The 21846-nt window shown below is 41.4% G+C and carries 18 protein-coding genes; 1 reads left to right on the top strand and 17 read right to left on the bottom strand.

Annotated features, from left to right (window positions below; all coding sequences use genetic code 11):
- Positions 1 to 8 precede the first annotated feature (8 nt).
- From C4S54_RS12050 to ftsH, 10 genes are all read right to left on the bottom strand, one after another.
- Positions 9 to 1802: a Na/Pi cotransporter family protein gene (locus tag C4S54_RS12050; RefSeq protein WP_103869761.1), complete on the bottom strand. Its 1794-nt coding sequence runs from the start codon at positions 1800 to 1802 to the stop codon at positions 9 to 11.
- 107 nt (positions 1803 to 1909) lie between these two features.
- Positions 1910 to 2830, bottom strand: a complete 921-nt coding sequence (locus tag C4S54_RS12055; protein WP_160110761.1) for a GNAT family N-acetyltransferase — start codon at positions 2828 to 2830, stop codon at positions 1910 to 1912.
- A gap of 262 nt (positions 2831 to 3092) precedes the next feature.
- Positions 3093 to 3350 carry an HPr family phosphocarrier protein gene (locus tag C4S54_RS12060; RefSeq protein WP_022772551.1) on the bottom strand — a complete coding sequence of 86 codons (258 nt, stop codon included), beginning with the start codon at positions 3348 to 3350 and terminating at the stop codon, positions 3093 to 3095.
- Between the two features lie 12 nt (positions 3351 to 3362).
- A complete protein-coding gene (whiA, locus tag C4S54_RS12065) occupies positions 3363 to 4286 on the bottom strand; it encodes a DNA-binding protein WhiA (RefSeq protein WP_103869763.1) in 924 nt (307 codons plus the stop codon).
- A gap of 2 nt (positions 4287 to 4288) precedes the next feature.
- Entirely contained in the window at positions 4289 to 5164 is an 876-nt protein-coding gene (gene rapZ / locus C4S54_RS12070) for an RNase adapter RapZ (RefSeq protein ID WP_103869764.1), read from the bottom strand.
- 30 nt (positions 5165 to 5194) lie between these two features.
- Positions 5195 to 6106 carry a UDP-N-acetylmuramate dehydrogenase gene (gene murB, locus C4S54_RS12075; protein ID WP_103869765.1) on the bottom strand — a complete coding sequence of 304 codons (912 nt, stop codon included), beginning with the start codon at positions 6104 to 6106 and terminating at the stop codon, positions 5195 to 5197.
- A gap of 19 nt (positions 6107 to 6125) precedes the next feature.
- On the bottom strand, positions 6126 to 7061 hold the full coding sequence (locus C4S54_RS12080) for an ROK family glucokinase (protein ID WP_103869766.1): 936 nt from the start codon (positions 7059 to 7061) through the stop codon (positions 6126 to 6128).
- A 29-nt stretch (positions 7062 to 7090) separates the two neighbouring features.
- Positions 7091 to 8038 (bottom strand): HPr(Ser) kinase/phosphatase, encoded by a 948-nt coding sequence (gene hprK, locus C4S54_RS12085; RefSeq protein ID WP_074888539.1) that lies wholly within the window; start codon positions 8036 to 8038, stop codon positions 7091 to 7093.
- Between the two features lie 75 nt (positions 8039 to 8113).
- On the bottom strand, positions 8114 to 10006 hold the full coding sequence (gene uvrC, locus C4S54_RS12090) for an excinuclease ABC subunit UvrC (protein WP_103869767.1): 1893 nt from the start codon (positions 10004 to 10006) through the stop codon (positions 8114 to 8116).
- Positions 10007 to 10086: 80 nt separating this feature from the next.
- A complete protein-coding gene (gene ftsH / locus C4S54_RS12095; RefSeq protein WP_242973805.1) occupies positions 10087 to 12327 on the bottom strand; it encodes an ATP-dependent zinc metalloprotease FtsH in 2241 nt (746 codons plus the stop codon).
- 176 nt (positions 12328 to 12503) lie between these two features.
- Between ftsH and C4S54_RS12100 the strand changes: the two genes are divergently transcribed.
- Positions 12504 to 14114 (top strand): CTP synthase, encoded by a 1611-nt coding sequence (locus tag C4S54_RS12100; RefSeq protein WP_022772560.1) that lies wholly within the window; start codon positions 12504 to 12506, stop codon positions 14112 to 14114.
- Between the two features lie 220 nt (positions 14115 to 14334).
- Here C4S54_RS12100 and nagZ read toward each other — a convergent pair whose 3' ends face one another.
- The 7 genes from nagZ to C4S54_RS12135 are packed head-to-tail and all read right to left on the bottom strand — an operon-like array spanning position 14335 to position 21796.
- A complete protein-coding gene (gene nagZ / locus C4S54_RS12105) occupies positions 14335 to 15873 on the bottom strand; it encodes a beta-N-acetylhexosaminidase (protein WP_103869768.1) in 1539 nt (512 codons plus the stop codon).
- 1 nt (position 15874) lies between these two features.
- Positions 15875 to 16762, bottom strand: coding sequence for an N-acetylglucosamine kinase (locus C4S54_RS12110; protein ID WP_103869769.1), 888 nt, complete (start codon positions 16760 to 16762; stop codon positions 15875 to 15877).
- A 14-nt stretch (positions 16763 to 16776) separates the two neighbouring features.
- Positions 16777 to 17916 carry an exo-beta-N-acetylmuramidase NamZ family protein gene (locus C4S54_RS12115; RefSeq protein ID WP_103869770.1) on the bottom strand — a complete coding sequence of 380 codons (1140 nt, stop codon included), beginning with the start codon at positions 17914 to 17916 and terminating at the stop codon, positions 16777 to 16779.
- A 21-nt stretch (positions 17917 to 17937) separates the two neighbouring features.
- Positions 17938 to 19098 (bottom strand): anhydro-N-acetylmuramic acid kinase, encoded by a 1161-nt coding sequence (locus C4S54_RS12120; protein ID WP_103869771.1) that lies wholly within the window; start codon positions 19096 to 19098, stop codon positions 17938 to 17940.
- Positions 19082 to 19975, bottom strand: coding sequence for an N-acetylmuramic acid 6-phosphate etherase (gene murQ / locus C4S54_RS12125; RefSeq protein WP_103869772.1), 894 nt, complete (start codon positions 19973 to 19975; stop codon positions 19082 to 19084). Before murQ ends, C4S54_RS12120 begins: the two co-directional genes overlap by 17 nt.
- Before the next feature lie 19 nt (positions 19976 to 19994).
- A complete protein-coding gene (locus C4S54_RS12130; protein ID WP_103869773.1) occupies positions 19995 to 20861 on the bottom strand; it encodes a carbohydrate ABC transporter permease in 867 nt (288 codons plus the stop codon).
- A 20-nt stretch (positions 20862 to 20881) separates the two neighbouring features.
- The gene (locus tag C4S54_RS12135) at positions 20882 to 21796 is read right to left on the bottom strand and encodes a carbohydrate ABC transporter permease (RefSeq protein WP_022772569.1); all 915 of its coding nucleotides are present in this window, start codon (positions 21794 to 21796) and stop codon (positions 20882 to 20884) included.
- Positions 21797 to 21846 lie beyond the last annotated feature (50 nt).

Raw genomic sequence — 21846 nt, forward strand, 5'->3', positions numbered from 1 at the left:
ATATAAGATTAGTACTTAACAGCCGGCAGTCTGTACTTTCTCTCATAGAAATCAACAGCCTGCTCAAATCCGTCATTCTTCTCTGCCTTAAGTGTCTCAAGGTAGCCATGAGCAAAGTAGTTATCCTCATGGGATTCAATTATGCCAACAGCAATGTTGCTGCAGTGATCTGCGATTCTCTCGAAATCTGTACCGATATCACTGAGGTCAAAGCCCTGCTCAATTGTACATTTTCCTTTGCGGAGTCTTCTAATATGACGACGCTTAACCTCTTTTTGGATCTCGTCAATTGTCTCCTCAAGTGGCTCTATAGTCTTGGCAAGCTTAGCATCCTGATTGTCAAAAGCAGTAACTGAAGTATCTACGATATCAATTACAGCAGATGAATATATATCCATCTCAGCCTGGGCCTTTGGAGTAAACTTTCTGCCATTTTCCTCCATATTTCCGGCCTTCTGTGCAATATTAAGAGCATGATCACTGATACGCTCATAGTCTGTAATACAGTGTAAAAGAAGTGACAAGGTATGGCTATCTTCCTGGCCAAGGTGATGAGAGTTTATCTTCATAAGATATGTTCCAAGCTCATCCTCGTACTTGTCGACCTGACGCTCAAGGTACTCTACTTCACCAGCAACTTCTGCGTTGTAATCTGTGATAAGTCCAATGGCCTTCTCCAATGACTCTTTTGTCATTACAGCCATAGTAACTGCTGCCTGTCTTGCCTGTTCAAGAGCAAATGGAGGGTTTGATAAAAACAGTGGATCCAGTGTGCGGATTCCCTGAAGCTCCTCCTGCTCTTTCTTTTCCTTATCGTCGATAGGAATTGTCTTAAGGGCAAGGTTAACAAGCAAACCTGAAAATGGCAGCATAAGTGGTGTTGCAACAAGGTTGATAAGTGTATGAATTCCAGCGATTCCTGCCATTCCAATCTTTTCATCCATGAAATCAAAGTGGATCACTGCATTTAAGCTGTAGAAAATGATCATGAACAGAACTGCCTTGATTATGTTGAAGTAAAGGTGCATAAGAGCAGTTCTTTTACCATTTTTATTGGCACCAAATGAAGAAAGGATGGCTGTAATACATGTACCTACCTCAGCGCCCACAACGACAGGTATAGCAACAGAGTGCTTAACCTTAACTGATAAAGATAAAGCCTGAAGCACACCGATAGTACCTGCAGAACTCTGAATGAGCATTGTGAAAAGAATACCCACCAAAAATCCAAGTATAGGATTTGAGAATGTTGTCAAAAGAGCTTTGAATTCATCTACATCCTTTAATGGAGATACTGCATCTGACATCGAGCTCATTCCAAACATAAGCACTGCAAACCCTAGAAGGATCGTTCCGATATTTCTCTTTTTCTCATTTTTGGAAAACATATAGAGCCCAATTCCAATTATGGCCAAAAATGGCGTAAATGACTTGGGTTTTAAAAGATTTATAAAGAAGTTATCACTGCTGATCGCGTTCAATGAAAGAAGCCAGGCTGTAAATGTAGTACCAAGATTGGCACCAAGGATTACGTTAACGGCCTGCTTAAGAGTCATGATTCCTGAATTAACAAGACCAACAACCATTACAGTTGAAGCTGATGACGATTGTACCAGTGCAGTCACACCTACACCGAAAACATAAGCGATTACTGGGTGCTTGGTGACCTTCGCAAGGACACTCTCAAGCTTTCCTCCGGCAGCCTTTGTAAGTCCGCCGCTCATTACATTCATTCCATAAAGGAACATCGCAAGACCACCTACGAGCCCTGCCACAAGTGTAAATAATTCTAGTGAGTCCATTTTACCTCCGATAGATGCCCTCCCTTAAGAGTCCTCTAACTCTTTGCATCTATTTTTCTAAGTTTTTCCTTTTGTTACAAGTATATCTTATAGGAAGAACTTAAAAATTACCATAAAAACTTAACCATTCTTACATATTTCCCAAAATGTGCCTCACTAAGCGGCACATTTTTGTCAGTTCTGTACTCTTTTCCATATATATTTTCTTCAACATCCACTGTATCTGTTGTCTTAAATCCAAGTTTCTCACAAATATGGATGGATACGGCATTTTCTGCTTTTACAAGAGTCTGAACCTTGTCAAAGAAAAGCATATTTTTTCCATATTCAAGTATTGCCGAACATGCCTCAAACGCATATCCCTGCCTCTGATACTTTTTACCTATCAGAAATCCCAGTTCTATTTCGTCAAAACCATTTCTGATGGAGAAGCCTGCTCTTCCTATTACCTTTCCATCTTCTTTCCTGACAACTGTCCATATTCCAAAGCCCATAAGACCATAGACTTTCTCTATATAGTCTTTTTGGTATCTCTTTTCATCTTCAGGATTCTCAAAAAGACCTTCCATATATCTGGTCATTTCAGGATCCTTGTACAGTTCATAAAACTCGTCAACATCTTCCAAAGTGGTTTCTCTTATAAGAAGTCTCTCTGTCTGAAGCACTTCCCAGGGTTCACCCACATATCGCTGATATGCTTTTACATAGGAATCGATCTCTACTTCGTCTATGTCAGCAAAAACGTACTTTAATCCTTCAAAATCCTGGCCTTTATTAAAGTCTCCCAAGACTCCGACCACAGGTATATCTGCTTCCTTTAGCTGCTGCGCAAAGTCTCCTTTATCTGTAACAATAAGGATGCTCTCTTTTGACGGAACAAATTCGCTCACTGTCACAGCCTCTATGGATTCATATGTTGACTCATATCCACATTCTTTGATATAAGTACATGCTTCTTCTGTAGACTTTAGGACTGCAGGAATTTTTAAGTTGTTTTTGGAAATAATAAAATAGACTTTTTTCAGCACAGTAGCCACCTCTATCAATTATTATACAATATAATACGCCTATATGCTTCACAAACACTGAAGCCATAGGCGTTAACAATTTGTTTACAATTAATTAAAAGAATGGTTACTTCAAATCATCTTTTAGACATATAGACTTGTTAATATAATATTGTCAGATGAGTTAAGACAATACCAAATAAAAACTTTTTCATAATATGCCAGGTAAGGAAGCTTACCTGGCATCCTCCCTTTTATAGGGTTTTTTTTAATTAATTATCTCTTATTTATTCCCATGAAGGAACTTTTCCATATCAGCTACTGCTAATTCTTCATCGCTTCCATCAGCAATAACAGTAACCTGCTCACCAGATGTGAGATTAAGTGTCATCATTCCCATGATGCTCTTTGCGTTTACCTTTTTAGACTGAGCCTCGATATGTACTGTGCTATCATACTTACTAGCAAGCTGAACAAGCTCTGCAACAGGTCTTGCCTCAAGTCCTCTAGGCAATTTGATTTCGATAGATTTTGTTAACATAATTCCCCTCCTTTAGGATCTGATCTTATCCGCAAGTTCGCTTAGTTTCCTAAGCCTGTGATTAACTCCTGATTTACCAACCGGTGGATCAAGATATGTTCCAAGCTCCAATAGTGTTGCATCCGGATGTTCTAGTCTTACCTCAGCCATTTGTCGTAGGCTTTCCTGTAGCTTGTTAAAACCATAATGGTCTTTTATATAGGTGATATCTTCTATCTGTTTTGTAGCCGCATTAACTGTCTTGGTAATATTGGCTACCTCACAGTTAACTCTTCTATTAATAGAGTTCCTCATCTCTTTAACGATCCTGAGGTTCTCAAGATTCATGAGACTGACAGGTGCTTCCATTATGTTGAGCAGATCGACAATCCCTGCTCCCTCTTTTACATAAAGTACATAGTACTTTTTACGTCTGACTATCCTTGCCTCTATATCAAAGCTCTCGATCAGACTCTGTAAAAATAATGCCTGAGCCTCTAATGAACAATCAAATTCCAGATGATATCCCTTGTTTGGATCACTTATAGAACCGACGCACAAAAATGAGTCACGCAGAAAAGCTCTCTTACAGCAGGAATTCTTCGTAACCATTGGATTGATGCCTTCTGTCAGGTCCTTGATGTTTCCATCAGAGTCCATTAACTTGATTGCCTTCAAAATATCTTCTATAAGCGCCGTATCCTCTAGCACAGGCTTTAATTCATGCCCATTTTGAGGAATACTATTTCTTATATTAAATGCTTTCCTAATTATTGTAAAGAACTTTCTAGACACCATGGGATTATCGGTTTGTAACGATAGTCTGCATGCTCTGCCGTCTTTAATCTCAATGCTGCCATCCATAAATATTATGGCTGCCAGTTCCGCCAATTGGCAGTGCCTTGAGCTCCCTATGTGCTTATCCAGTTCTTCTTTTACTTCAGATGAAAATGACATTTTTACTTTGCCTGCTTAACATCTCTGTGAAATAGTTTTAAACCGTAGTTGCCGCCCGATGCTTTTAATCTTTCATATAATTCATTGGCAATAGTGACGCTTCTGTGCTGTCCGCCGGTACATCCTATTGCCACTACCAGCTGATACTTGCCCTCTTTTACATATCCGGGAATAAGGAAATTCAGCATATCCTCAAGCTTATCTACAAACTCTCCGCAAGCGGGAAAGCTCTTTACATAATCCTGAACACCCTTATCATTGCCGGTCTGATGCTTAAGTTCATCAATATAGAATGGATTAGGTAAAAATCTTACGTCAAAAACCAGGTCCGCATCATATGGTATTCCATACTTGAAACCAAAGGACAGGATTGTTACCATCAGTGAGTTGTACTCTTCATTCTTAACAAAGATCCTGTCGAGTTCCTCTTTGAGCTCCCTTGTCAAAAGCTGTGAGGAATCCATGATGTAATCTGCTCTCTTTTTTACCTCAGCAAGAACTTTTCTCTCCTTGGCAATTCCATCCTCAATCCTGTCTCCAACTGAATTGACATTCATAGGATGGATTCGTCTGGTCTCCTTGTATCTCTTTATAAGGACCTGATCACTTGCGTCCATAAACAGAACTTCAACAGGTATTCCTCGCTCTTTGAGGGAATCTATGATCCCTGCAACTTCCTCAAACTGCTGACCGGCTCTTGCATCTATACCAAGAACTACTTTACTGATCTCGTTCTCCGGCATAGTTATAAGCTCTGCAAATTTCTCAATAAGTGAAACCGGTAGATTATCAACGCAGTAAAATCCGGCATCCTCCAACATATGAATAGCAGTGGACTTTCCACCGCCGCTCATTCCTGTAACGATAACAAATCTCATTTTGCCATCCTTTCAAATAAAGAAAATATATCAGAACTTCCCAAGCATGATCACTTCAGGTTCAAGGGTCACACCTGAATTCTCATAAACTCTTTTTTCCACTTCACATATGAGTTCATAAACTTCAGCTGATGTAGCATTACCTTTATTTATAACAAAACCGCAGTGCTTCTCAGATACAGCAGCGTCTCCTACAGAGAAGCCTCTAAGTCCCGCATCTTCAATAAGTTTTCCTGCAAAATATCCTTCCGGTCTTTTGAAGGTTGATCCGGCACTCGGAAATTCAAGGGGCTGTTTTTCCCTTCTTTTTGCCGCAAGTTCCTGCATGTTTTGGGTTATTGTCTCTTTATCACCTTTTTCAAGAGAAAGAAGAACTGATATTACAATATAGCCTCTTCCCTTGATCGCGCTGGAACGATATCCAAATTCCATTGAGGAATTGTCCAATACCATGATCTCGCCTTCAGGAGAAAGAACTGTCACTGATCTTGTAACCAGCTTCATCTCTCCGCCGTAGGCTCCTGCATTCATTATCATGGCTCCGCCAATTGTTCCGGGGATCCCAGCTGCAAACTCAAAATTCTTAAGTCCATTATCCCTTGCAAAAGCAGCTATCTGAGAATTCATAGCTCCTGCTTCTGCGTAAATATCATTATCACCTTCAAGGTGTATATCGTTCATTTTACTAAGTGAAATAACAACTCCGTCAAATCCTTCATCAGAGATCAGGAGGTTACTTCCATTTCCCAGAACAAAAAACTCTGTGCCGAGCTTTTTGATAAGGGCCATCACTTCTACAAGCTGGTCCTTATTTTCCGGCCTTATAAATAAGCTTGCAGGCCCACCAGTTCTAAATGTGGTGTGCCTGCTCATTGGTTCATTTTCTAATACATTTGAAGCAGATACTATCTGCTCTATTGCATTTATAATTCCTTCGTTCAAAATGATCCTTCCTGTAACTTTATGGCATCAAAAGTTTCGCTGCACCATATACTCCTGCATCATTGCCAAGTTTAGCAAGAGCAAACTTAGCACCGCTGCATCCGGAGAATACATATTTCTTGAAGCTTGGCATAAGAAGGTCAAAGAGCATTTCGCCGGCCTTTGATACGCCGCCTCCAAGAACGATTATTTCAGGGTTAACAACTGTTGCTGTAATGGCAATACCTTTTCCAAGGTAATATCCGTACTGCTCAGCAATCTTAACTGCAAGGGCATCTCCCTTTTTAGCTGCATCAAATACATCTTTGCACTCGAAATCGCCATTTCTGAGAACACTGTCTTCATTAGAAGAAGCAAGCATTCTCTTTGCAAGTCTCATGGCACCTGTTGCGCTTGCATACTGCTCAAAGCAGCCGTGCTTGCCGCATCCGCAGGCATCCTCTTCATCATCTACAAGATGAATGTGTCCAATCTCTCCGCCGGAACCAAATGATCCTGTAAGAATCTTGCCTTCATTTATGATTCCGCCGCCAACTCCTGTTCCAAGAGTAACAAGGAGCATATTCTTATAGCCCTTTCCGCCGCCCTTCCAGGCTTCTCCAAGAGCTGCAACGTTGGCGTCATTTCCTGCCTTTACAGGGAGTTTTAATTTAGAATGAAACTCATTAACTACGTTGTAATTCTCCCATCCAAGATTAACTGCCTGATAGCAAAGGCCATCAGCATTAACAGCGCCGGGAACACCAATTCCTGCTCCGATAACTTCTGTATCTTCTATGTTTCTCTCCTTCATTTTTGCTCTGATGGAATCTGAAACATCAGCGAGGATCATTTTTCCGTGGTTCTCTGTTCTTGTAGGAATCTCCCAAAAATCAAGCATCTCACCAGTTTCTGTGAGAAGTCCTATTTTCGCAGTTGTGCCCCCTACATCTGCTCCAAATACGTATCTAGCCATAACCAAAACCTCTTTCTATTTTTTATTATTTAGTCATCGTCCTCATCATCAGTTCTTCTCTTTGCAAGAGAATTCTGAACTCTGTTGTAAAGCTCCTGTGCTGCATTGTAGCCCATAGCTTTCTGTCTGTGGTTAACTGCAGCTGATTCGCAGATAACCGCAAGGTTTCTACCAGGTCTAATAGGAATTCTGTGGCAAACCACCTTATTGCCAAGGTACTCTGTATATTCCTCTTCAAGACCAAGTCTGTCATATTCTTTATCCTTGTCCCAGTCCTCGAGCTTGATAACAAGGTCAATATTCTGGGTCTCTCTTACGCTTGAAACACCGTAAAGAGTCTTAACATCGATAATACCAACACCTCTCATCTCGATAAAATGCTTGGTAATATCAGGTGCTGAGCCGATAAGAGTTTCTTCACTCACACGGCGGAGCTCAACAACGTCGTCTGATACCAGACGGTGTCCTCTTTTAATAAGCTCAATAGCTGTCTCGGACTTACCGATTCCGCTTTCTCCAGTAATAAGAACACCTACACCAAAGACATCCACCAAAACTCCGTGGATAGAAATACATGGAGCCAACTTAACATTAAGCCATCTAATGATCTCAGCAGTGAAAGCTGAAGTTGATTTTTTAGTCATAAGCACCGGAACTTTTTCTTCCAATGCAATCTTTATAAATAATGGATCAGGTGTCAGTTCTCTACAGAAAACAACTCCGGGAACATCAAAAGAAAGGAATTCTCTGTACATCTTTTCCCTTTTCTCTTCAGGAAAAGACTCCATATATGTGTACTCAACGAATCCGATAACCTGCAGTCTTGTTGCTTCAAAATGCTCAAAATATCCTGCAAGCTGAAGCGCAGGTCTGTTGATGTCCGGCTGGATTATCTTTATCTTTTTAATATCCAGCTCAGGAGTAAGATTCTCAAGCTTCATCTTTTCAATGATTGATTTTAAACTAACGCTTGCCATTTCACCCTCCATAAAAAAACATAGTTTTATTCCATATTATTAATGGAACTCCCAGGTCAAATAATAACACAGTCATTACTCTTCTTCAATTTGTTTCACACTGTGGAAAAAGTCATAAATCTGCTGCGCAACGGTTTCCGGAATATCAGGAACCTCCGCAAGTTCAGATACATCGGCATTTCTTATATCTTCTATAGAAGAAAAATGTTTCATCAATGCCTTTCGCCTTGCAGGACCAATTCCCGGAATATCATCAAGAGTACTTTTTACCTGTGATTTACTTCTAAGTGATCTGTGGTACTCTATAGCAAATCTGTGGGCCTCATCCTGGATCCTTGTTATGAGCTTAAAGCCTTCAGACCTGGTGTCTATAGGCAGTTCAACGTTGTTATAGTAAAGACCTCTTGTCCTGTGATTGTCATCCTTTACCATTCCACACACAGGAATAGTAATGCCAAGTTCATCCAGTACCTGGAGACATATATTGACCTGTCCGCGTCCACCATCCATAAGGATGAGATCAGGGAACTTGGTAAAGCTTCCGTACTGTGCATCTATATCTCTTACTTCCAGATCATGTCTCTCCTCAATTCCGTGGAGAAGTCTTCTGGTCAAAACCTCGTGCATGCAGGCATAATCATCAGGTCCCGCAACTGACTTTATCCTGAACTTTCTGTAATCGCTCTTTTTGGGCTTTCCTTTTTCGTAAACGACCATGGAACCAACGTTTGCAAAGCCGCTTATATTGGAAATATCATAGGCTTCCATTCTGTTAAGCCCCTTTAATCCGAGGAGCTTTTCAATTTCTTTTACAGCACCTATTGTTCTTCCTTCTTCTCTCTTGATCCTCTCTTTATCCTTGGAAAGAACAAGTTCTGCATTCTGAGTTGCAAGCTCCATGAGCTTTTCTTTCTGTCCTCGCTCTGGAACCGTGATATAGACTCTGCTGCCCTTTCTCTGAGTCAGCCATTTCTCTATAACTTCCATATCCTCAATCTGCTCCGGCAAAACCAACTCTCTGGGGATAAATGGTGTTCCTGCGTAGAACTGCTTAACAAAGTTACGGAGTATCTCTTCCTTGGGATTTTCAGACACATGTGTCATATAGAAATGTTCTCTGCCAATAAGCCTTCCATCTCTTACAAAGAACACCTGAACAACTGCATCTTTATCGTCAGAAGCTATGGCCACTATGTCCTTGTCCTCCATTGAGGAATCAGTCATCTTCTGCTTTTGAGCAACTACCTTTACGCTCGCCAAAAGATCTCTGTATTTTGCTGCAGATTCAAAGTCCAGTTCTTCAGATGCTGCTTCCATTTTTTCCTGAAGATCTTTCATGATAACGCCGTAATTGCCATTTAAAAAGTCCAGGGCCTTATCAATTCTTTGTCTGTATTCTTCCTTTGATACCTCACCTGTACATGGGCCACAGCACTGCTTCATGTGATAATTAAGGCAGGGCCTCTCAAGTCCTATATCCCTTGGAAGTGTGCGGTTGCAGTTTCTGAGGCCGTAGATCTTATTTATGAGGTCTATTGTGTCCTTAACTGCAGCTGCGCTGGTAAATGGCCCAAAATATCTGGACTTATCTTTTTTCATTAGTCTGGAAAAAAGAACTCTCGGGTAATCTTCAGATACAGTGACTTTGATATATGGATAAGTCTTATCATCTTTTAAAAGAGTGTTGTATCTTGGAGAATTTTCTTTTATGAGGTTGTTCTCAAGAACAAGGGCTTCCAGCTCAGAGTCTGTAACTATGTACTCAAATCTGGCTATTTGCTTTACCATCTGATCGATCTGAGGTCCTCTTCCTATGTTTGCACGAAAATAAGACCTTACACGATTGTGAAGGTTGATTGCTTTTCCTACATACATGATGGTGTCATTTTCATCACGCATGATATAAACTCCGGGCTTGTTGGGAAGTTTTTTTAGTTCTTCTTTTACGTCAAAGCCTGTTTGTGGCATGTCAGCTTAATTTCTCCTGACCTTATAGATAAAGGGGAACAGAATGAAATCTGCTTCCCCTTTTGTTTAATAATTCTTTATCACTTGTCAAAATCACTTGGTACATGTGAGAACAATCCACCGCCCTGAGGCTGTGTCTGTTCATCCTGAGATTGCTCTTCATGTGGAACTTCTTCCTGCTCTGCAGGTTCATTTGCTGCATTCGCACTGTCAAAAGAACTCTCGGGCTCGAAAATACTCTGTGGTGCCTCATAAGCAGTCTGCTGAACTGGTTCAGAAGTTTCCTCTGTTTCAGGAGTCTGCTTTTTCTCTTCCTTACTCTTAATAGGAACATTCTCTCCTACAAGAGCTGACTCAGCACGAGTTGCATAGATTCTACCATGCTTTGCTGCTTCTGCCTCTTCCTCTGTAGGTTCAGGGATATTGCAAACCTCACGGTAAATCTTCATAAACTCTTTACCGGTAATAGTCTCTTTCTCAATAAGGAACTGAGCAATCTTGTCCATTGCATCTAGGTGTTCTCTGATAATCTGTTTAGCCTTCTCGTAGCAGTCAGCAAGGAGTTTTTTAACTTCCTCATCCACAAGTGCTGCTGTCTGATCGCTGCAATTAAGAACTCTGTTTCCATCGAGATATCTGTTCTGTACAGATTCAAGCTGCATAAGTCCGAATCTGTCGCTCATACCGAACATAGTGATCATGCTGCGGGCCATGTTGGTAGCCTTCTCAATATCGTTCTCAGCACCTGTTGTTACTGTGTTGAAGATTACCTCTTCTGCAGCTCTTCCGCCGAGTGAAACAATGATGTCATCTATGATCTCATCTTTTGTCTGAAGGTATTTTTCATCTTCAGGAACCTGCATTACATAGCCAAGAGCACCCATTGTTCTTGGAACGATTGTGATCTTCTGAACTGGTTCTGTGTTCTTTTGAACCGCACTGATAAGAGCATGTCCAACTTCGTGGTAAGAAACGATCTTACGCTCTTCTTTGCTGAGAATGCGATCTTTCTTTTCTTTTCCTACAAGTACCTGCTCAACAGCTTCCATAAGATCCTGCTGGCATACATATTCTCTGTGAGCTTTGACTGCATTGATAGCAGCTTCGTTGATCATGTTGGCAAGGTCTGAACCTACAGCTCCGCTTGTTGCAAGAGCGATACCCTTAAGATCAACTGTCTCATCCATCTTAACGTCTTTTGAATGAACTTTGAGGATTTCTTCTCTTCCCTTAAGGTCAGGCTTGTCAACGATGATACGTCTGTCAAAACGTCCGGGACGAAGAAGGGCTTTATCAAGGATTTCAGGTCTGTTAGTTGCACCAAGGATAAGTACACCCTTTGATGAATCAAATCCGTCCATCTCTGAAAGGAGCTGGTTAAGAGTCTGCTCTCTTTCCTCATTGCCACCGCCGTACTTGCTGTCACGGCTTCTACCGATAGCATCGATCTCATCGATAAAGATGATACAAGGTGCATTCTTACTTGCTTCGCTGAAAAGATCTCTTACACGGCTGGCACCCACACCAACGTACAACTCGATGAAGTCTGAACCTGCAAGTGAATAAAATGGTACATGGGCCTCACCGGCTACAGCTTTTGCAAGAAGTGTCTTACCTGTTCCTGGAGGTCCTACAAGAAGAGCTCCTTTTGGAAGTTTAGCACCGATCTTTGCATATTTTGCAGGGTTATGAAGGAAGTCTACCACTTCTACAAGAGACTCTTTTGCCTCATCTTCACCTGCTACATCTTTAAAGGTAATACCTGTTTCTTTCTGAACATAAACCTTAGCATTGCTCTTTCCAACGCTGAGTGGTCCGCCGCCTTTACCCATTCTTCTGAAGATAACTGAAAGAATGAGCCAAAGAAGAAGGATAGGAGCAACATATTGAATAATGAAAGCAAGGATAAGTCCTGAACTGTCAGGAACTTCACTGCTGACTTCAACGCCTGCCTCAAGCATTCTCTGTGTAAGAACGCTATCCTCTTCAGCCTTACCTGTGTAATATGTCACATAGGAATTACCTGTCCAATAGTAGTATCCGATTCCAAGCTGGTCTTCGGATTTATTCTCCTTTGGATAGATATCGATCCTGTCACTTTCGATGACTATTTTTTCTACTTCACCTTTATCTACCATATTAATGAATTCGGTGTAGGTAACTTCTCTGTTGGTATTCTCAGAAAAAGCTCTCAAAAAATATGTCATGCAGACCATTGTTACCAGGGCTGCCACCAAAAGAAGTATTATATTTTGGCGTCTTGGAGAATTGTTTCCCCCTCCAAGAGGGTTATTATTTCTCTGATTTTGATTATTATCCATTTTTTAATTCCATTCTCTAACGTGTTATGTTATACTACAACCTGTTTGTGCTATAATTAAAATGATATTTTCATAGCACCGTATCATACTATTATATAGAGTACAATTCAATAATTCAATTACAATTAATTCTTAATCTCTGAAAGTTTTATTAAATCACGCAGGAGGAATCAAAAATGGCTGTAAAGTATATCTTTGTGACTGGTGGTGTTGTATCAGGTCTGGGAAAGGGGATAACTGCCGCTTCGCTTGGCAGGCTATTAAAGGCCCGCGGATATAAAGTTACAATGCAGAAATTTGACCCCTACATCAACATTGACCCCGGAACAATGAACCCTGTTCAGCACGGCGAAGTATTCGTCACTGAAGATGGTACTGAAACTGACCTCGATCTTGGCCACTATGAAAGATTCATAGATGAGAATCTTGATAAGAATTCTAACGTTACAACCGGTAAGATTTACTGGTCTGTTCTTCAGAAAGAGCGCCGCGGTGACTATGGCGGACGCACAGTACAGGTTATTCCTCACATTACTAATGAGATTAAGAGTAAATTCTATAGAAACTTCACCGATGATGATACAAGAATTGCAATTATAGAAGTCGGCGGAACAGTCGGCGACATCGAAAGCCAGCCTTTCCTTGAAGCCATCAGACAGTTCCAGCACGAAGTCGGACATGAAAATGCAATGCTCATCCTTGTATCACTTATTCCTTATCTTCGAGTTTCACAGGAAATCAAAACAAAACCAACTCAGTCAGCTGTTAAAACAATGCAGGGAATGGGTCTTCAGCCAGACGTAATCGTCTGCAGAAGTGAGGTTGAACTTGATCAGGATACAAAGGACAAGATAGCTCTTTTCTGTAATGTACCAAGCAGCCACGTTCTCAACAACCTTGACCTTGAGTATCTGTATGAAGCTCCTCTTGCTATGGAAAAAGAGCATTTGGCACAGGTTGCCTGTGAGTGCCTGCAGCTTGATTGCCCTGAGCCAGACCTTACAGACTGGAAGGCAATGGTAGACACTCTCTACTCACTTAAGCACGAAGTTAAGGTTGCACTTGTTGGTAAATACACTCAGCTCCACGATGCTTACATAAGTGTTGTAGAAGCTCTTAAACACGGCGGAATCTCCAATCAGACTGCTGTAGATATCAAGTGGGTTGATTCAGAGACAGTTAATGATGACAACGTAGCCGAGATTCTTTCAGATGTAGACGGAATCATCGTTCCTGGTGGTTTTGGTGATCGTGGAATAGAAGGTATGATCTCTTCTATTAAATATGCTCGTGAGAACAACATCCCATTCCTTGGTCTTTGCCTTGGAATGCAGCTGGCTATTGTTGAGTTTGCACGTGATGTTATCGGATATAAGGATGCTCATTCTATCGAATTTGATCCTAATACAACACATCCTATGATAGCTCTTTTACCTGATCAGAACGGTGTTGAAGACATCGGCGGAACACTTCGTCTTGGTTCATATCCATGTGTTCTGGACAAAGAGTCTAAGGCATTTGAGCTTTTTGGTTCAGAGAACATAACAGAGCGTCATCGTCACAGATACGAAGTAAACAATGACTACAGAAATGTTTTGGTACAGAACGGTCTGAAGCTTTGCGGTATGTCACCAGATGGCAGAATTGTTGAGATGATCGAACTTCCATCCAACGATTTCCACATGGCAACTCAGGCTCACCCAGAGCTTAAGTCCCGTCCAAACAGACCACATCCACTGTTCTCCGGATTCATAAAGGCTTCCCTTGAGCACGAGAACAAGAGATAATCTCGTTTAGCGAGTGGCATAAATCCAGAAGTGCCCATAACTTTGTATAGATCTCGGAGTATTCGCAAAGACACAGTAAATATTAAATAATACGCCTTGTTTTCTTTCATGATTATTCAGAACAGAAAACAAGGCTTTTATTTTATCTTAACTGTCTCTATTGCTCATACTAAATCGCTCTATCCAAAGTTATGGGCACTTTTGGATTACTTGGAGCAATTTAGCTTATTTTGACTGGTAACTTTCCTGTTACCCTGATTTCGTTATTCAGTAATTTTCCTATAAGATTTATCATTGGCAATGTATATTCAAATGCTGCATATTTCCACACAGTATCAGGTATGTCCCTTAGATCATATGGGTTTCGTAGTGCGAATATAGCGGCTTTAGGATTTTTTTTCAATACCTTTTCTATCAGCTTGAGTTGGCCGCGGAATACATGGGCATTGTAGGTGCCGAACAGGATAAAAGAACTATTGGCTGCAAGTACTGCTGCTCTTTCGATTTCTTCTTCGTTTGGGTTTTCGCTTATTACCAGTGCTTTGGCACCAAATTTTTCTGCCAGGATTTCACAGAATGATGAGGCAACGTCTTCTTTGACATTGCCAACAAGGCCTACATTAAATGGTCTGGGGCTTATAAAAAGAGTGTCTGAGTCAATCCCAAGAGGATAATCTGCTTTTGAAACGAGAGTAAGCGTTTGTTCTCTGATGTCCTCAATTTTTTCTTTAAAATCTTGGCTACTTTTATCTTCCTTTATACATTTTAAATACTTTTCTTTATACGAGAGTATTCGTTCTGCACTTTCCTTAATGCTCTCAGTCGCTATGCTTCCATCATTTATAGCAGCTTCTATCCTTGATATAACTTCCGGGAAGTATGAAGGAGTGTGGGATATCATTATGATATCTGCACCTGCTTTAAATGCTGCCAAAGCTCCCTCTTCTACGCCATAAAACTTTTTTATGGCCTGCATTTCAAGGCAGTCTGTGAGTATAAGTCCCTCAAATCCCATTTCTTTTCTTAATAGATCTGTCAGTATTTTCCTGGACATTGTGGCAGGAATCCTGTCTTTTTCAACCTTAGGAAAAAGAATATGTGCGGACATTATAGCAGGGATGTTGTTTTCAATTCCTTTCTTAAAAGGCACAAGTTCCAGCTTTTCAAGTTCATCAAGTTCCTTATCAACGCAAGGAAGTGTCACATGGGAATCTGTTGACACATCGCCGTGTCCGGGAAAATGCTTTGCACATGAAAGAACGCCTGCATCATCAAGGCCTTTTGCCATTTGCAGAGCATACTCACTTACTTTCTCCGGGGTATCTCCATAGCTTCTACACCCAATTATAGGATTAGAAGGATTAGAATTAATATCCATAACCGGTGCCAGATTAAAGTTGATTCCAAGCTCTTTTAGCTGTAATCCTGTATAGTAGCCCGCAGTGTAAGCATTGTGCGAGTCACCTGTGGCTGAGATTGCCATGGCTCCTGGAATATTTCCCATGTTTTCAGACAGGCGCGCTACCATTCCGCCTTCCTGATCAATCATGATAAAGGGAGGATAGCCTGTAATAGAAGTAATGAACTCTGTTATCTCTGCGCAGAGTTTTTTTATCTGTGCTTCATCCCTGAGGTTTTCCTTAAAAAGAATGATATTACCAATCTTATATTTTCCTATTATTTCCTTAACTTCTTCATTTAATTCATATCCGGGAAAACCAACAACAAACTTCTGGCCCACCATCTCTTCAATTGTCATATCAAACCTCTTTCATAGCCAGTCTAAGGGCTCCTACTGATGCGTCTTCCTGAGGAAAAAACATTTTTAATCCTGCTCGTTTTTCCAATTTTTCCCTGATATGATCATTCTTTTGAAGAACACTTCCCCAAAGAGCCACCTCGGTGCCATAATCAAGCCTTTTTTTCACTGCAAAGATCAAACTGTTAAGCTCCTCTACAACAGCATCCTCTATAGCCACTGCCACAGGATCACCTCGTTTTATTCCTTCTGACAATAAAGGAGCCAGTGCCGCAATATCTCCCTTGCTTGTGTCTTTTGAATAGATGTATCCTATCAGTTCTCTGATGTCTTTGATTCCGAGCCTTTCAAATACCAGTTCCCTGAACACTGTGTTTTCGCCTCGGCCATCCTCTGCCCTTACTACCGCCTCAAGGATCCTTATAGATATGTCATAAGCGCTGCCCTTATCATCGATGAGATGGCCATAACCACCTGCTCTTGCGCTCATTCCGTCAGGTCTTTTTCCAAAGCAAAGACTCCCGGTGCCTGAAATAAGAAGTATTCCATGCTGCTCGGGGAATGCTGCAGAAAATGCTGTTTCATGATCCCCATAAATTCTATAATTTCTAAAGCCTGCTTCGCTCATGGCTGCTGCGAAGCCTTCTCTTATCTGCACATTGCTAATGCCCGCAAGTCCTATGGCAAGGCCTTTGCAATCATCAGGGCTTCCAACTTTTTTAGTAATGCTATTTACTATCTCCATTATATTTTGGATAAAAGAATCCTTGGAAAGCCCATTCCCGTTTAGAGCCGGTCCTATTCCTGAATAAATCTCTTTTCCATTTTCATCTGCGCAAACAAATCTGCTGCCGGTGCCTCCACCGTCGATTCCAGCATAAAAACTCATCTAGTCGTCCCCACTTAATCATATATATGAAACTCATTTTTTCTGATCTGAAATTCTGCCTGTTCCTGTTTTATCTTTTCGATTATTTCTGCTGCCTTAAAGCCTTTATCTAACGGCATTCCTGAGAGTAGTTGTATAAAGGGCTTATCCCTACCCGCTACAGGTGGCAAAAACTCAAATTCATCATATGCTCTATCCAGTATTTCAAGCAGCGTTATTCCCATTTCAAAAGGCTTTGCTTTTTCTCTGTCGGTGATATGAATGTGAATTCCGCCGCAGTACTTTCCTGCATGCTTGGAAGTGTACGGATTAAAGAAATACGGAGTTGCGTAAAAGCCATCAAATTTACAGCTATTGAATTCCTTTGCAAGTTTTTCTGGATCCTTGATATAAGAAGCTCCAATGACGCTAAAGGGATTGGCTGTCCCCCTGCCCTCGGATGCATTTGTCCCTTCTATAAGGCAGGTTCCCACATAAACAAGTGCTGTCTCGAAGGTTGGAATATTGGGGCTTGGCATGATCCAGTTAAGTCCTGTTTCAGGAAAAAGAGCTGCTCTTTGCCAGCCCTTGCATGGAATGACCGTTATATCCGCCCCAAGCTTTTCCTCTTCATTGACCATATTTGCAAACTCACCCGGAGTAAGGCCATACCTTACAGGAAGTGAATAGCAGCCGACAAAGCTAAACTCCTCTTTGGGTAAAATATTTCCTTCCGTAACCACTCCGCCAAGGGGATCTGGCCTATCCAGTACAACTATCTTTTTACCTTTTTTGGCGCAATCCTCTATCACATTTTTTAGCGACGAAATAAAGGTGTAATATCTGCTGCCCACATCCTGTATGTCATAGACGATGATGTCAAAAAGATTCAGCATTTCCTCTGTCATTCTTCGTCTCTGACCTTCGTAGAGGCTATATACCGGAAGTCCTGTCGCTTTGTCGTGGAAGTTTTTTACCGTAGCAGCATCCTCGATGTCTCCCCGTATTCCATGCTCTGCACCAAAGAGAACCTGAAGATCACAGATTTCTTTTAGCGCATCTATAGTGCTCTTCCCATCGATACGCCTTCCTGTAGGTGTTGTAATAAGCCCAACTCTTCCACCCTGAAATACATCCCTATATTCTTCTATTCTATCCGCTCCACACAAAACCATGTAATTCCAAGCTCCTGTTAACTAGTAAGTAATCCTACCCATAATAACGGGGTGATCTGCCCCTGTAACGGATGGAACATTATTACATTTCCTCTGTATTGTCTCATGGGCCAGCACCGCCATAGCTACCGCTTCTTTGGCATCAGGATTTATTCCTGCTTCTTCTGCCTTCATCACCCGGCAATCCAAAAACAGCTCTTTTAAATATGTCATGATTGCCTCATTGTGTGCGCCGCCTCCGCTTACAATGAGCTTTGAAGGATAAACAGAGGAGAACTCTCTAACTGAATGATATACACATTCCGCTGTGTACCTGCTTACTGTCGCGATCATGTCAACTTTACTGATATTATTAGTGGTGCAAAACTCATATATATCTTTTACGAAATCAGAATTGTAATGCTCTCTTCCCGTTGATTTCGGCGGAGCAATCTTAAGGTAATCATCCTGCATCATATGGTCCAAAAGAGCTTTCGAAGCTTGCCCTGAAAGTGCTATTTTACCGCCTTCGTCATAGGCTTTTTCGCCCTGAGTGTAGTCCTTTACCATCTGGTCTATAAGTAAATTCCCAGGACCGGTGTCAAAAGCTACAACATCATCAATCCTACCCTTTGCCGGAAGAATGGTAATATTGGATATCCCACCAATATTTAGCAGCGCCACATCTTTATCTTCTCTATACAAAAGAAATTCTGTATATGGCACAATTGGAGCCCCTTGTCCACCTGCTGCCATATCCCTTGGTCTAAAATCACTGACCACAGGACATCCCATTTTTTCGCAGATAAAACCAGGATCTCCAATCTGAAGTGTTCCTCTTATTGTATTACCCAGATAAGCTACGGCTTTTGGCTGATGCCACAGGGTCTGACCATGGCACCCGACAAAAGAAATATCATGCTTATCCACACCCGCTTTCCGGCATAAACTGACACATGCGTCTGCATAGAGTTTCCCAAGGAGCTCCTGCATAAGGCATATTTCTCTGGTTCCGCCACTAGTTCCCTTCGAAAGAGATAACAATGTTTCTTTTACCTCTTCCGAATAGGGATAACATTCAAATTCTAAAAGCTCAGCTTCTACTGAGCTATTGTCCTGTGATATCTTAACAAGCGCCGCATCAATCCCGTCCATGGATGTGCCGCTCATTAAGCCAATCGCAAGTTCACTCTGACAGTGCATCCGATATTATTCCTCCCGCATCAGCCAGTATGCTCTGTGCTTTATCAGCTTCAACGCCCTTCTTTATCATGACTATAGCTACCTTTGGCTTATAATCGCATTTTTTCAGAGTTTCAACAGCCACTTCTCTCGTAACACCTGTTGCCCTCTGAACTATGGTCTCGCATCTGTTTACAAGTTTTTCATTCGAAGCCTTAACATCAACCATCAGGTTACCATATACTTTTCCAAGTTTTATCATGGTGCCTGTGGATATCATATTCAATATCATTTTCTCAGCAGTACCGCTCTTTAACCTGGTAGAACCTGTTATTACTTCAGGCCCTGTCTCGGGCGCAATGCCTATATCTGCAAGTTCATCTATTTCAGAACCGGGACAGCTTGTCACACCTACCACTTTGCAGCCAATGCTTCGCGCATACTTCATAGCGCCGATAACATAAGGAGTTCTGCCTGAAGCAGCAAGCCCTACTACCAGGTCTCTGTCAGATAATCTTTTCTCCTCCAGGTCTTTTGCCCCAAGTTCATAGGAATCCTCTGCCCCTTCCACAGCTGAAAAGATAGCAGTAGTTCCACCGGCAATCAGCCCCAGCACCATTGATGGGTCCGTTGAAAAAGTCGGAGGGCACTCAACTGCATCCAGGATTCCCAATCTCCCTGATGTGCCGCATCCAACGTATATTAGCCTTCCGCCAACTTTCAACCGCTCCGCAGCACTTTCAATTGCCTCTGCAACCTGTGGCAATACTTTTTCAACTGCATATGCTACCTGCTTATCTTCACTGTTGATGAGTTTTACCATCTCCAATGTATCAAGTCTGTCGATATGCTCCGTTCTCTCATTTCTTTGCTCTGTTGCTATATTAGAAAGATCCATTTATAACCTGCTCCTTATATCAGCCTTTTACTGCGCCAACTGTGACGCCTTCCAAAAAGTATTTTTGTAAAGAGAAAAACAATACAAACATAGGTATTACTGAAATGCAGGCTCCTGCCATCATCGGTGACAAAAGAGAGCCATTGGCAAACTTAAATGTCTTAAGTCCTACCTGGATTGTGTACATTTCTTCTTTTGACGTAACCAGAAATGGCCAAAAGAAAGTGTTCCACGAATTCAGGAACGTGTTTATTGCCATTACTGACAGAATTGTCTTTGATAAAGGAAGGATTATTTTGTTGAAGATCATAAGCTGACTGCATCCTTCAATTTTTGCACTTTCAATAAGCGCGGTTGGAATTCCCTGAAAAAACTGTTTAGCCATAAAAATGTTGTAGGCTGTGCACATCCCCGGAAGTATCAGCGCGGGGTATGTGTTTGTCATATGGAAGTTTTTTACTATTAAAATATAAAGCGGTACCTGCGTAACCTGATAAGGTATCATCATTGAAAGCAGTATTACAAAAAACAGAAAACTCCTGCCTCTGAATTTGATTTTTGAAAATGCATAACCTGCCATTCCGGCAAAGATAACATTTCCAAGTACAGTAAAGGTTGCCACAATAATACTGTTCCAGATCCACTTCAGCGAATAATTGCTAAAGCTTATAAATGCCTTATAGGAATCAAACGACCACCTTCCCGGAAAAATGTTGTAGGACGTGGATGCAGATTCGATAGCAGGTCCAAACGACCACGCAAACATATATACAATTGGGAACAGTGATACTGCTGCAAACGCGATCAAAAAGACTGCGATCAGAGAATTTCTTATGTAAAAAATACTTCTATTATGTAGATGTTGAGAATAAAGTCCAGTTGCCATTTTTGCTTTCCCCTAATATGTCAATACTCAATATCTTCTCCCATTAACTTAAACTGGAGTGTTGTAAGTGCTGCTATAACAATTGCCAGCAAGATCGCCTGGGCGCATGCAAGTCCATATTTTCCATAGGTAAATGCATTGTTAAATATCAGCAGTCCGATCATGGTTGTATTATTATCCGGACCTCCACCTGTCATCATGTAGGCATTCATGAACACCTGAAAAGATCCGATCACGCCCGTTACCAAAAGAAATAATGTGGTAGGTCTGCACATAGGAAGCACGATATATCTGATCTTTTGGAAAAACTTCGCTCCGTCCATTTCAGCCGCTTCATAATATGTGTTATCAATACCATGAAGTGCCGCAATGTATATGATGATATTTGCACCATGACTTGATAAAAGAGCCATAATGATCAGCGAAAGCATGGCAGTCTTACTTGACGAAAGCCAGTTCTGTGATGTTGCTCCAAAAAGAGCCAGTACTCTGTTGAATATTCCATTTGGAGAGGCATCATAGAGCCAAAGCCATACAACTGAGATTGCTACACCTGAAGCTATTCCAGGCAGATAGTAGATTCCTTTGAACACTGACTGCACACTCTTTGTAAAAGGAACTATCATGATCGCTATTGAAAATGAAAGTATCAGAGACAGCGGAATGACAACCACTGTATAAACAAGAGTGTTCTTGATGGACTTCCAAAATAGGTCGTTTCCCAATGCTGTTATGTAGTTTTCAAATCCAACAAATTCAGAACCGAATGGCTTATATTCCTGAAAACTGGTAATCACCGCGGATATCACAGGATAAAGGGTAAAGATCACGAATACAGCTACTGCCACACCTATAAATCCCCATCCGCTTATGTTGTCTGCCATATGATATCTTGGCTTTGAAAGATTCTTTTTTTGTATTTCCTGCTTTTTCAAGGGTTGCACTCCTTTTAAGAAAGCCCCACCTGCTCTCGGCGGGAGGGGCT

It is taken from the genome of Butyrivibrio sp. Su6 (assembly GCF_900108105.1).
GTDB lineage: Bacteria > Bacillota > Clostridia > Lachnospirales > Lachnospiraceae > Butyrivibrio.